The sequence below is a fragment of the Micromonospora sp. CNZ285 genome (assembly GCF_004637285.1).
Window position 1 is genome coordinate 3,265,088 of sequence record NZ_SPQD01000001.1, and the last position, 12,603, is coordinate 3,277,690.

Below are 12,603 nucleotides of genomic sequence, written 5' to 3' on the forward strand. Positions count from 1 at the left end.
CTGTTCAGCGGACCAGGATGTGGACCGCCCGGGCGGCGGCGACCGCGGCCACCAGCACCGCGTGCCGCGGTTCCGGCACGTCGAGCAGGCGCGGCGCGCGCAGCGCCGCGAGCGGGGCCAGCCGCCGGTCGGTCAGGACCGTGTCCACCGCGCGCCGGTCGCCGCCGCACACCAGCGCCGCCAGCGTGCCCGCCTCCGGCAACAGCAGGCGTACGGCCAGCTCGGCCGCGTCGCCCAGGGCGGCCTTCGCCTGGTTGTCGCGCCGCCGGGCGAACCGCTGCTGGGACCAGCCGCCGGCCGCGGTACGCCCCTGCACGTACCGGGTGTCCACCTTGGAGACCACCAGGTCGGTGCCGTCGGCGACGCCGACCGCCACAGCGCCCTTGCGGGCCAGCAGCAGACCGAGCCGGCGGGCCGCCGTAGCGGAGGCGACGAATCCGGGTACGTCCGCCGACGCGCTCGCGCCGGGTGGGGTGTGCAGTTCGGCGGTGGCGCCGTCCGGGGCGGTGAGCAGGAGCCCGTACTCCTGGACGGTCGTCACCGGCGGGCCGTGCCGGCCGGTGAAACCCTCGACCCAGCGGGCGACGCGGCCGGGGTCGACCTCGACCCACCGGCCACCCCCGGCGGCGGGTCGGCTGCTCATGGCCCGACGGTACGCCATCGTCGGGCCGGGGTACGCAACGCGGGAGGACACCGTGACCGGTGCCCTCCCGCGCCTACCGCGTGGATCAGTGGACGGTGAGGTTGCCGCCCTTCAGCTTCACCTCGGCGGTCGCGCCGCCCGTCCAGTCGGACGAGAGGAGCAGGGCGCCGCCCTTCCACAGCGTGACCCCGACGGTGTCGTTCCTACCGGGGGCGCCCCGGTCGGTCACCGTCACCACCAGGGTCAGGCCGGCGGCCACCAGCTTGCCCTTGTTGTCGTACAGGGCGGCCTGGTAGCGCACCTGGGCGGTACGGCCCGCCGAGGTGATGCCCAGCGCGTCGACCGTGTCGGCCTTGATCGTGTACGACTTCCCGCCGGAGCGGAACTCGACCTCGGCCTTGCCCGTGGCGGGCTTGTTCGCCTTGCCCGGCTTCGCGTTCAGCTCCACCTCGACTGTGGAGTTCACGTCCGCCGGGTAGGTCCCCGCCGAACGGGTGGCGGTGAACTCGCCGCCGCCGGTGAGGAACCCGCCGTCGGAGACGGCGACAGTCACCTGGGCGGTGGTGCTGCCCGTGTAGTTGCCGCCTACCGTCGCGGTGACGGTGTGCGTGCCCTTCGGCAGGGTGGCCGTGCACGCCGCGGACGCGGCGGTGGTGGCCGTGCCGAGCAGGGCCGGCACGGCGGTGCACAGCGTCACGCCGTCCTCGGTGAAGGTGACCGTGGCGGTACGGATGTCACCCGCTGTGGTGTCCGTGGCGCCGGGCAGCACCGAGCTATCCCGGAGCACGGCCCGCAGCAGGGCCTGGCCGGACGCGCCGCCGGTCGCCGTGTTCACCAGCGTGTCACCGGCCCAGCTGACCGCCGCGTCCTCGGCGGCGACGGTGATCGTGAACGAGGTGCCGCCGGTCAGCCCGGAGCCGTCGGAGACGGTCACGGTGACCGGGTAGTCGCCCGGGGCCGCCGTGGTGGTGCCGGCGACCGTCCAGGTACGCGTACCCGGGCGGGCGTCGGTCGCGGAGGTGCTCGCGACGGCCAGGGACAGGCCGGCGGGCAGCCCGGTGGCCGCAGCGGTCAGGTCCGCGCCGGCGGTGTCGCCGTCGGTGGCGGTGACCGTGACGGCGGGCGAGAGCGCGTCGCTGTACTGCACGCGCACGCCGTCCGGGGCGGTGCTGGTGACGGCCGGGGCGGACCGGATGGTGAAGTCGGCGTCGTTGACGTCGAAGAAGACGTTGCCGACCGCCTCGATCTTGATCCGGGCCTTCTCGGTCGCCACGTTCGGCAGCGTCACCGTCGCCGAGCCGGTGTTGGCGGTCTGCTCCGCCAGCACGTACGGGAAGGTCAGTCCGCCGTCGGCGGACAGCGAGATCTTCACCTGCGCGGCGTTCACCGGTGCCACGTCGGTGCCGGCGACGTCCCACGTCACGGTCTGGGTCGAGCCGCCGTCCAGGACGGCGGCGGTGTCCTGCGAGGTCACCAGGAACGGGCCCGCATCCGGCGCCAGCATCACGGCGACGTCGGCGCTGCCGATGCCGCCGCCACCCAGCCGCCCGTCCCGGGCGGTGAGCTTGAAGTGCAGGGTCCGGTCGCCGGCCATGCCGACCCAGTCGCGGGTGGGCAGGAACTCGGAGTAGCAGTCCACCAGCTCGGCCGGCACGTTCGACGCGCCACCGGTGGCCGGCGGTGCCGGGGCCGCCGGGCAGGCGCCGGTGGCGGCGTTGGTGTTGCCGGCCAGGATCTGCCTCATGTCCGGGAAGACCCGGGTCGAGTCGGTGGTGACCGAGTTCAGACCCGGCGAGTGGTACTTCAGCGTGTCGGTCGGCGACACGATCGCCGCCTCGCCGAACACCCGGAACAGCGGACCGTTGACCTTGGTGTTGTTCGTCAGCGCGGTACCGGTCGTGGCGCCCCTGTCGTTCTGCTCCCACAGGTACGTGACGGTGTCGCCGTCGGCGTCGGTGGCGCTGCCGGTCAGCGCGAACGGCGTACGCACCGGGATGGTGACGGTGTCCGGCACGGTGACCACCGGGGCGTGGTTGGTGGTCTCCTCGACCAGCCAGCCGCCGTTGTCGATGGCGCCGCCCTTGGCCGTCTCGCCGACGAAGCCGGAGGCGCCGGAGGCGTTCGTCAGCTCCAGCGACGCCACGTTCGTGGTCGCCAGCGTGCCGCCGAAGGTCACCTGGAAACCGTTGTCGTTGAGCGCGCCGCTGCCACCGAACGCGGCCACCGTGACGGTCGCGCCGGCCGGCCAGCCGGCGATGCCCTCGATGGCGGCCTTGATGCCGGCGGTGGTGTAGTTGACGCCCCGCACGATCGGCGCCGAGTCGGCGCCCGCGTAGCGGACGGTGAACGAGTCACCGTCGGCGTCGAACCCGTACAGCGAGACGTTCTGCACCTCGTTGATCGCCGGACGGTTCGAGGTGACGTAGTTGGTGATCTCGGTGTAGCTGCGGTGCGACCAGTACGGGTCGCTGTGCGGCTGGAGGTTGTCCTGCTGGCAGATGCCCGCGTACGCCATGATCGACGAACCGCTGCCCGGCTCGTACGAGTTGGCCGCGCTGCGGTTGCCGCCCGAGCAGTTGTACTGGGTGCCGTTGAAGGTGTGGTTGCCGGCGAACTGGTGACCCATCTCGTGCGAGACGTAGTCGACCGCGTAGAAGTCGCCGACCGGCGTCGGCAGGCCGGTGCAGCCCTGCGCCTTGCCGTTGCCGCCGATCACGCCGAGGCTCGCCACGCCGCCGCCGTTGACGCCCAGGCCGATGTGGCCCACGTCGTAGTTGCTCGCGCCGACCAGCTGGCCGAGCACGATCCGGTTCCGGCTGAGCGTGCCGCTGCCGCACGAGGTGAGCTGCGCCGGCGTGAAGCAGGCCGCCGCGCCGCACGGGCCGTTCGGCTCGGTGGCCAGGGCCGGCGTGTTCAGGTTGGTCTTGTCGGTGTCGTTGATCAGGACGAGCCGGATCGCGGTCTCGTCCTCGTAGATCTGGGTGACCCGGTTCATCAGCGTCACCTTCGCGGCGGTGACGTTCTCCGCGCCGAAGTAGGTGGCGTACGACGGGTCGGTCACCAGCGCCACCCGGTAGGTGCGCAGCTTCACCAGCGGCCCGGCCGGGACCTCCGCCTCGGCGATCTCCTCGGCCAGGGCGTGCGCCTCCTGCGTGACGTCCTCACGCTCGACGAACTCGCCCTCCGGGTGCTCCAGGTCGCGGGCGAAGTAGCTCGCGTACAGGCTCTGGTCGCGCTGGTAGTACGGGTCGATGTACCAGTTGCCCTTGGCCGACCGGACCGAGGCGTGGAACCCGAGCGGGGTGAGGTCCGCGCGGATGGTCGCCGCCGGGTCGTCCAGGCCCTTGCCGGCGTACGTGGTGATCTCCGGGTGCTTCGCGGCCAGGCCGGCCTCCATGACCGGCGAGTCGACCAGCTCGAAGCGCTGGAACGTGCCGTCCGGAGCGGGCAGCGACACCACCTGCTTCGCCACGCGGGCCACCGCCACGCGCTTCTCGGCCGGCGCCTTGTCCAGCAGGCCCTGCATGGTGCCGCGGTCCAGCTTGTACACGGTCAGCCGCTTGGCCTTGACGGCGGCCTTGCGCCCCGCCTTGGTGGCGGCCGGCTTGCCGTCCACCTTCTGCCACGGTCCGTGGACGCCGGGTGCGGCGGAGGCGGGCGCGGGCGCCGCGAGAACGGGAAGCGTCGCCGCGGCCAGCGCGGCGACGAGGAGGGCAGCGGTCCGTCCGCGCCGAGGTCGTCCGGCGGGTTGCCGGTCGCGCGGCGGGCGCCCGAGGGTGATCCTCAAGTCTTCTCCCTGTTCGGTCGAGTGTGGACTGACGCACGACCGGCGGGGATGACCGGACGTACGTGAACGGTCCACGGATTGTTCCGTGACCCTAGGACCACTCGCGAGCCCGAACATCACCCGCAAAGACGATGTGGTTCTACCTGGACGGTGATCCGGGTCGTCCCGGCCTGCGGGATCCGCGCTTCGCACAGCGGAGACGGCCGACCTGACGGCCGAGGACACCTGTGGTCGGACGCGGGACCGGAACGGTGCCTTCCGTCAGCCGCGACTGCCGGTTCGGCCGATCCGCGGGTAACGGGTCATGAACCGGTCCGCAATCGGCCCGACACATGGTCGTGTCCACGTCGGTCACACGCCGAGCACCGTGGCGACGGCGAGAGCGGCGATGATGACGCTGGACAGCAGCGCGGTGACCCGCCGCCCCCGGGGGCCGGTGAGGGCCCGGCCGATCAGCGAGCCGCCCCCGGCGATCAGCACCTGCCAGCTCGCCGAGGCGAGGAACACGCCGAGGGTGAAGGCGGCAGCGGCCGGCGCGCCGGAGTCGAGCACGTCACCCCGGCCGAGGACGAGCGCCACGAAGTAGACCACAGTGGCCGGGTTGAGCAGGGTCAGCGCGAGAACCGCGCCGAACGCCCGCACCGGCGTGTCCAGGCCACCCCGCGCGCCCGGCTCCTGCGTCGTGCCCGACGGGTGCGTGGTGGCCGACGGGCTCGGCGGGTGCGTTGTGGCTGGTGGACGCAGCGCGCGCCGGGCGGTGAGGCAGGCGAGAACCAGCAGCACTCCCGCGGCGACCAGCCGCAGCGGACCCGCGAACGGCGCGAGCCCGCTCGCCACCGCGGCCCCGCCGAGCGCCGCCACGGCAGCGTAGAGCCCGTCGGCGGTGGCCACGCCGAGCGCCGCAGCCGCACCGACCCGGAACGAGGTACGGGCGCTGAGTCCGAGAATGAGGATCGCGATCGCGCCGACCGGAATGGCGACGCCGTAGCCGGCGACCAGGCCGGCCAGGAACGCCCCGGTCACGACGACGAATGATGGGTCGAGGCGGCCGAGGGCAGGGTGCGCTGTCGACGCGCGGCGGTGGCCGCACGGACAGGAGCCTGCTTCGGGCACGCCTCGATCACCCGCTCATCCTGCGCCCCACTCCCCCACCCCGCGACCCATTTCCACCTCATCCCTCCCCTCCTTCGCCCTCGCGATCTTGCACTTGCGGCCCTGGAGATGGTCGGAATGTCCGCTCCGCCCGGGCAGGATGTGCAAGATCGACGGGTAGGGGTGTGCGGGTGGCCGGGACCGTGCGGCGCGGTCAGGTCCGGCTCGGGGCGGGTGGACGCGAAGTCTCAGCAGCTGGGAGCGGGCAAGGCCGGGAGACGCTGCGGGCGCGGCACCCCTGGTTGGGGTGTCGCGCCCGTGGCGGTGACCGCGAGAACGGTCAGACGTTGAAGCCGAGCGAGCGGAGCTGGTCGCGCCCCTCGTCGGTGATCTTGTCGGGGCCCCACGGCGGCAGCCAGACCCAGTTGATCCGGATGTCGTTGACCAGGCCGCCGCCGGGACCGGTGGTCAGCGCCTGCCGCGCCTGGTCCTCGATGACGTCGGTCAGCGGGCAGGCCGCCGAGGTCAGCGTCATGTCCAGGGTGGCGACGTTCTCGTCGTCGACGTGGACGCCGTACACCAGGCCGAGGTCGACCACGTTGATGCCCAGCTCGGGGTCGACGACGTCCTTCATCGCCTCCTCGATGTCACCGATCGCGGCCTTGCCGCCGGCCGGCGACGCCCCACCCGCGGCCGCGCCACCGGCAACGGTGCCGTCGGTGGCCACCGCGCCGGTCTCCGAGGTCATGTTCTCGTCGCTCATGCCTTCACCTCCGGGCTCACGCCCACCCCGGCGCGTGCCGCGGCGTCCTTGAACGCCATCCACGACAACAGCGCGCACTTGACCCGGGCCGGGTAGCGCGCGACACCCGCGAACGCCACCCCGTCTCCGAGCACGTCCTCGTCCGGCGTGACCTGGCCCCGCCCGGACATCAACTCCACGAACGCCTCGTGCACCACGGCGGCGTCGCTCGCGGCCTTGCCGCGCAGCAGCTCGTGCAGGATGCTCGCCGACGCCTGGCTGATCGAGCAGCCCATCCCGTCGTACGAGATGTCGGTGAACACGCTGCCGTCGGTCGCCACCCGCACGGTGATCTCGTCGCCGCAGGTCGGGTTGACGTGGTGCGCCTCGCCGACCCGGACGGCCGGGTCCGTCGCGTCCCGCAGGCCACGGCCGTGCGGGTGCTTGTAGTGGTCCAGGATGATCTCCTGGTAGAGGGATTCGAGCTGCATCACTGGAACACCTTCCGCACCCGCTCCAGACCCGCCACCAGGGCGTCGATCTCCGCGGTGGTGGTGTAGAGGTAGAACGACGCCCGCGTCATGGCCGGCACCCCGAACCGGGTGCACACCGGCTTGGCGCAGTGGTGCCCCACCCGCACCTGCACGCCGAGCGAGTCGAGCACCTGCCCGACGTCGTGCGGGTGCACGTCACCGAGCGCGAACGAGATCGTCCCGCCCCGGCCCACCGGCACCGTCGGGCCGAAGATCCGCAAGTCCGGCACGGTGGCGAGGGCGTCGAGCGCGTACGCCGTCAGCTCCTTCTCGTGCCACTGAACAGCCGGCATGCCGATCGCGGTGAGGTAGTCCACCGCCGCGCCGAGCGCCACCGCCTCGGCGATCGGCGGGGTGCCCGCCTCGAACCGGGCCGGCGGTGCGGCGAACGTCGAGCCCGCCATCGTCACCGTCTCGATCATCGAGCCGCCGCCCATCACCGGGGGCATCGCGGCGAGCAGCTCGCCCCGGCCCCAGAGCACGCCGATGCCGGTCGGGCCGCACATCTTGTGCCCGGTGAAGACGATGAAGTCGGCGTCGTAGTCGACCACGTCCATCGGCAGGTGCGGCACCGACTGCGAGCAGTCGAGCAGCAGCAGCGCGCCGACCTCGCGGACCCGCGCGGTGATCCGCGCGGTGGCGTTGACGGTGCCGAGGATGTTCGACATGTGCACCAGCGAGACGATCTTCGTCCGCTCGGTGACCAGGTCGTCCAGGCCGGACTCGTCGAGCCGGCCCTGGTCGGTGACCGGGAACCAGCGCAGCGTCGCGCCGGTACGCTCCGCCAGCAGCTGCCACGGGACGATGTTCGAGTGGTGCTCCATCTCGGAGATCACGATCTCGTCGCCGGGGCCCAGCCGGAACCGCGGGTCGCCGTCCGCGCGCAGCGAGGCGTTGGAGAACGCGTACGCCACGAGGTTGATCGCCTCGGTGGAGTTCTTGGTGAACACCACCTCGTCCACGCTCGGCGCGTTGATGAACGCGGCGATCTTCGCCCGCGCGCCCTCGTACGCCTCGGTCGCCTCGGTGCCCAGCGTGTGCACCGAGCGCGACACGTTGGCGTTGTGCAGCGCGTAGTGCTCGGCGAGCACGTCGAGCACCTGCCGCGGCTTGTGCGAGGTGTTGGCGCTGTCCAGGTAGACGAGCGGGTGACCGTTGACCTCCCGGTCGAGGATCGGGAAGTCGGCCCGCACCTTCGCCACGTCGAAGCGGGGCACGTCGTCGTACTGCGGCATGCCCGCCGGGATGGCCATCGAGGTCATGTCGAGTCTCAGGCCCGCGCCGCGCCGGCCCCGGCGGCGTACCGCTCGTAGCCCTCTTCCTCGAGCTTGTCGGCCAGCTCCCGGCCGCCCTGCTCGACGATCCGGCCGGCCACGAAGACGTGCACGAAGTCGGGCTTGATGTAGCGCAGGATGCGCGTGTAGTGGGTGATCAGCAGCAGGCCGGTGTCGCCGGTGTCGCGCACCCGGTTCACGCCCTCGCTGACCACGCGCAGCGCGTCCACGTCCAGACCGGAGTCGGTCTCGTCGAGGATCGCCATCTTCGGCTTGAGCAGCTCCAGCTGCACGATCTCGTGCCGCTTCTTCTCGCCGCCGGAGAAGCCCTCGTTGACGTTGCGCTGGGCGAACGCCGGGTCCATCTGGAGCTTCTCCATGGCGCCGCGCAGCTCGCCGGCCCAGGTGCGCAGCTTCGGCGCCTCGCCGTCGATGGCGGTCTTGGCGGTACGCAGGAAGTTGGCCACCGACACGCCGGGGACCTCGACCGGGTACTGCATGGCCAGGAAGAGGCCGGCGCGGGCCCGCTCGTCGACGGACATGGACAGCACGTCCTCGCCGTCGAGGGTCACCTCGCCGCCGGTGATCTCGTACTTCGGGTGACCGGCGATCGAGTACGCCAGCGTGGACTTGCCGGAGCCGTTCGGGCCCATGATGGCGTGCGTCTCACCGGAGCGCACGGTCAGGTCGACCCCGTGCAGGATCGGCTTGAGCTCACCCTCGGGCAGCTTGACCGACACCTTCAGGTCGCGGATCTCCAGGGTGCTCATCAGCGGGTCACTCCATTGCTCGGCAGCGGACGGCCGTCGCCGTCCACGGAAAGGTAGATGTCGCCGTCGCGGACTTCGACGGGATAGACGGGTACGGGTTCGGTCGCGGGCAGCCCGGTGGGCTCACCGGTACGCAGGTCGAAACGGGATCCGTGCAGCCAGCATTCCAGCGTGCAGCCCTCGACCTCGCCCTCGGACAGCGCCACGGCGGCGTGCGAGCACTCGTCGTGCACCGCGTAGAACACGTCGTCCTCGCCGTGCACGATCGCGACCTGCACGCCGTCCACGTCGGCGCTGATCGCGGTGCCCTTCGGCACGTCCTCGGTGGAGCAGATCTTGAGCATCAGGCGCCGGCCTTCGCCAGCCGGGCCTCGATGGCGTCACCGAGGCGCTCGCGCAGGTCCTCGACCGGGATCTTGTTGATCAGCTCGGCGAAGAAGCCGCGCACCACCAGGCGCCGCGCCTCGGCCTCCGGGATGCCCCGGGCCATCAGGTAGAACAGCTGCTCGTCGTCGAACCGGCCGGTCGCGCTGGCGTGCCCGGCGCCGGCGATCTCGCCGGTCTCGATCTCCAGGTTGGGTACGGAGTCGGCCCGCGCGCCGTCGGTGAGCAGCAGGTTCCGGTTGATCTCGTACGTGTCGGTGCCCGTCGCCTCGGCGCGGATCAGCACGTCGCCGACCCAGACCGTGTGCGCGTCGTCGCCCTGCAGCGCGCCCCGGTAGCCGACGTTGCTGCGGCAGTCCGGCACGGTGTGGTCGACCAGCTGCCGGTGCTCCAGGTGCTGGCCGGAGTCGGCGAAGTAGACGCCGTACAGCTCGGCCTCGCCGCCGCGCTGGGTGTACTCCACCGACGTGTACTGCCGGACCAGGTCGCCGCCGAGGCTGACCTGCACGTGCAGGATCCGGGCGTCGCGGCCCAGCCGCACCTTGAGGTGCTGCGCCTGCACCGCGTCGTCGGCCCAGTCGGCGACGGTGACCAGGGTCAGCTTCGCCCCGTCGCCCACAGTCACCTCGACGTTGTCGGCAAGCGTGGCCGAGCCGACGTGCTCGATCACCACGGTGGCCTCGGCGAACCGGTCCACCTCGACGAACGTGTGGCCGAAGGCGAGCGCCTCGGCGTTCTCGCCGACCACCCGCAGGCGCACCGGCTGCTCCACCACCGCGTCGCGGTCGACGCGCACCAGCAGCGCGCCGTCGGCCCCGCCGTACGCGAGCGCGCTGACCCGGTCGAACGGGGTGAGCACGCTGCCCATCCGGGGGTCGTCCCGGCCGATCCGGTCGACGGTGACGCCCTCGGGCAGGTCACCGTACTCGTGCCGGACCGTGCCGGTCGCGCCCTGCGCCGACCCGGTCAGGCCGCGCAGGCGCTTGAGCGGGGTGAAGCGCCACTCCTCCTCCAGGCCGGTCAGGGCCGGGAAGTCGGCGACGTCGTACGAGCGGAGCGCCTGCGACTTGGTCGTGGGCGGTGCGGAAGCCTGGGTAGTCATCTCTTCCTTGGTCTGTTCTGCGACGAGGTGTCAGGTGAGGCGGAGGGCGGGCGGCGTCAGCCGACCGCGCCCTCCATCTGCAGCTCGATCAGGCGGTTGAGCTCCAGCGCGTACTCCATCGGGAGCTCCTTGGCGATCGGCTCGATGAAGCCGCGCACGATCATCGCCATCGCCTCGTCCTCGCTCAGGCCCCGGCTCATCAGGTAGAAGAGCTGGTCCTCGCTGACCTTGGAGACGGTCGCCTCGTGCCCCATCGACACGTCGTCCTCGCGGATGTCGACGTACGGGTAGGTGTCCGAGCGGGAGATCGTGTCGACCAGGAGCGCGTCGCACTTGACCGTGCTCTTGCTGCTGGTCGAGCCCTCCAGCACCTGCACCAGACCGCGGTACGAGGTGCGGCCGCCGCCCCGGGCGATCGACTTCGACACGATGGTCGAGGAGGTGTGCGGCGCGGCGTGCACCATCTTGGCGCCGGCGTCCTGGTGCTGGCCCTCGCCGGCCATCGCGACCGAGAGCACCTCGCCCTTGGCGTGCTCGCCGGTCATGTAGACCGCCGGGTACTTCATGGTGACCTTGGAGCCGATGTTGCCGTCGACCCACTCCATGGTCGCGCCCTCGTGGCACACGGCGCGCTTGGTGACCAGGTTGTAGACGTTGTTCGACCAGTTCTGGATGGTCGTGTACCGGCACCGGGCGTTCTTCTTGACGATGATCTCCACGACGGCGCTGTGCAGCGAGTCGGAGGAGTAGATGGGCGCGGTGCAGCCCTCGACGTAGTGCACGTACGCGCCCTCGTCGACGATGATCAGCGTCCGCTCGAACTGGCCCATGTTCTCCGTGTTGATCCGGAAGTAGGCCTGCAGCGGGATGTCCACGTGCACGCCCTTCGGCACGTAGATGAACGAGCCACCGGACCAGACGGAGGTGTTCAGCGCGGCGAACTTGTTGTCGCCGACCGGGATCACCGTGCCGAAGTACTCCTTGAACAGGTCCTCGTGCTCCTTGAGCGCGGTGTCCGTGTCCAGGAAGACGACACCCTGCTCCTCCAGGTCCTCACGGATCTGGTGGTAGACCACCTCGGACTCGTACTGCGCCGCGACACCGGCGACCAGGCGCTGCTTCTCCGCCTCCGGGATGCCGAGCTTGTCGTAGGTGTTCTTGATGTCCTCGGGCAGCTCCTCCCAGGAGGTGGCCTGCTTCTCGGTGGACCGCACGAAGTACTTGATGTTGTCGAAGTCGATCCCGGTGAGGTCGGCGCCCCAGTTCGGCATCGGCTTGCGGCCGAACAGCCGCAGGCCCTTGAGCCGCAGGTCGAGCATCCAGGCCGGCTCGTTCTTCTTGGCCGAGATGTCCCGCACCACCGCCTCGCTGAGGCCGCGCTGGGCGGACGCCCCGGCGACGTCGGGGTCGGCCCAGCCGTACTCGTACCGGCCGAGGGCCGCGAGCTGTTCCTCCTGGGTCAGGGGCTGGACGATCTGCTCGGTCATCTATCTGTCCTCACAGTGGTGACGGTGGAACCGGACTGGGCGGGAATGTGCGTGGTGCACACGCCGTCGCCGTGCGCGATGGTGGCCAGGCGCTGTACGTGAGTGCCGACCAGACGGGAGATCACTTCGGTCTCGGCCTCGCACAGCTGAGGGAACTCGGCGGCCACGTGCGCCACCGGGCAGTGGTGCTGGCAGAGCTGGCCGCCGGAGGCGATCGTGGACGCGTTGGCAGCGTAACCCTCGGCGGTCAGCGCGCCGGCGAGCGCCTCCGCCCGCGCGAGCGGGGCGTCTCCGGCGTCCTCCATGGCCGACCGGCAGCGGGCCTCCAGCGCGGAGACCTGCTCGGCCGCGAACGCCGCGACCGCCTCGGTGCCGCCGGTGCGGGCGATCCACCGCAGCGCGGCGGTGGCCATGTTGTCGTAGTGGTGGGTGCCGCAGCGGCCGCGGCCCGCCTCGGTGAGCGCGAAGACCTTCGCCGGACGGCCGCGCCCGCGGCTGCCGCGGACGGTCTGGTCGCGGGCGATCACGTCACCGTCGGCGAGCATCGCGTCGAGGTGGCGGCGGATCGCGGCCGGGCTCAGGCCGAGCGCCGAGCCGAGCTGCGCGGCGGTGGTGGGACCACGCTCCAGCAGCAGCTGGGTGACCCGGTCGCGGGTCGACAGGTCGGCCGGAGCGGTCTCCCGCTCGCCGGACCGTACGCCGCGACGTGCGCGCGAACCACCGGCGACCGGACCGGTCACCGGCGTTCGGGAGAGCGCCGCCGCGTTTTTCACAACAGCAACGTTACGT

At 71.6% G+C, this 12,603-nt stretch carries 11 protein-coding genes; all 11 read right to left on the reverse strand.

Annotated elements, in window-relative coordinates; translation table 11 throughout:
* Positions 1-4 precede the first annotated feature (4 nt).
* Positions 5-643, reverse strand: coding sequence for an acVLRF1 family peptidyl-tRNA hydrolase (locus CLT75_RS14640; protein WP_167796922.1), 639 nt, complete (start codon positions 641-643; stop codon positions 5-7).
* Between the two features lie 85 nt (positions 644-728).
* A complete protein-coding gene (locus tag CLT75_RS14645) occupies positions 729-4,430 on the reverse strand; it encodes a reprolysin-like metallopeptidase (RefSeq protein WP_486485182.1) in 3,702 nt (1,233 codons plus the stop codon).
* A 351-nt stretch (positions 4,431-4,781) separates the two neighbouring features.
* Positions 4,782-5,453, reverse strand: coding sequence for a LysE family transporter (locus CLT75_RS14650; protein ID WP_135241162.1), 672 nt, complete (start codon positions 5,451-5,453; stop codon positions 4,782-4,784).
* Positions 5,454-5,862: 409 nt separating this feature from the next.
* Entirely contained in the window at positions 5,863-6,285 is a 423-nt protein-coding gene (locus tag CLT75_RS14655) for a metal-sulfur cluster assembly factor (RefSeq protein ID WP_209310327.1), read from the reverse strand.
* Entirely contained in the window at positions 6,282-6,755 is a 474-nt protein-coding gene (gene sufU / locus CLT75_RS14660) for a Fe-S cluster assembly sulfur transfer protein SufU (RefSeq protein WP_135241163.1), read from the reverse strand. The genes CLT75_RS14655 and sufU overlap by 4 nt, the downstream gene beginning before the upstream one ends.
* On the reverse strand, positions 6,755-8,059 hold the full coding sequence (locus CLT75_RS14665; RefSeq protein ID WP_135241164.1) for a cysteine desulfurase: 1,305 nt from the start codon (positions 8,057-8,059) through the stop codon (positions 6,755-6,757). Before CLT75_RS14665 ends, sufU begins: the two co-directional genes overlap by 1 nt.
* 8 nt (positions 8,060-8,067) lie before the next feature.
* Complete coding sequence (gene sufC, locus CLT75_RS14670; protein ID WP_135241165.1) at positions 8,068-8,841, reverse strand: Fe-S cluster assembly ATPase SufC; 774 nt, start codon at positions 8,839-8,841, stop codon at positions 8,068-8,070.
* Positions 8,841-9,185, reverse strand: coding sequence for a non-heme iron oxygenase ferredoxin subunit (locus CLT75_RS14675; protein WP_013475890.1), 345 nt, complete (start codon positions 9,183-9,185; stop codon positions 8,841-8,843). Before CLT75_RS14675 ends, sufC begins: the two co-directional genes overlap by 1 nt.
* A complete protein-coding gene (gene sufD / locus CLT75_RS14680) occupies positions 9,185-10,327 on the reverse strand; it encodes a Fe-S cluster assembly protein SufD (RefSeq protein WP_135241166.1) in 1,143 nt (380 codons plus the stop codon). Before sufD ends, CLT75_RS14675 begins: the two co-directional genes overlap by 1 nt.
* 56 nt (positions 10,328-10,383) lie before the next feature.
* Entirely contained in the window at positions 10,384-11,814 is a 1,431-nt protein-coding gene (gene sufB, locus CLT75_RS14685; protein WP_073831403.1) for a Fe-S cluster assembly protein SufB, read from the reverse strand.
* The gene (locus CLT75_RS14690) at positions 11,811-12,587 is read right to left on the reverse strand and encodes a helix-turn-helix transcriptional regulator (RefSeq protein ID WP_135241167.1); all 777 of its coding nucleotides are present in this window, start codon (positions 12,585-12,587) and stop codon (positions 11,811-11,813) included. Before CLT75_RS14690 ends, sufB begins: the two co-directional genes overlap by 4 nt.
* Positions 12,588-12,603: the final 16 nt, after the last annotated feature.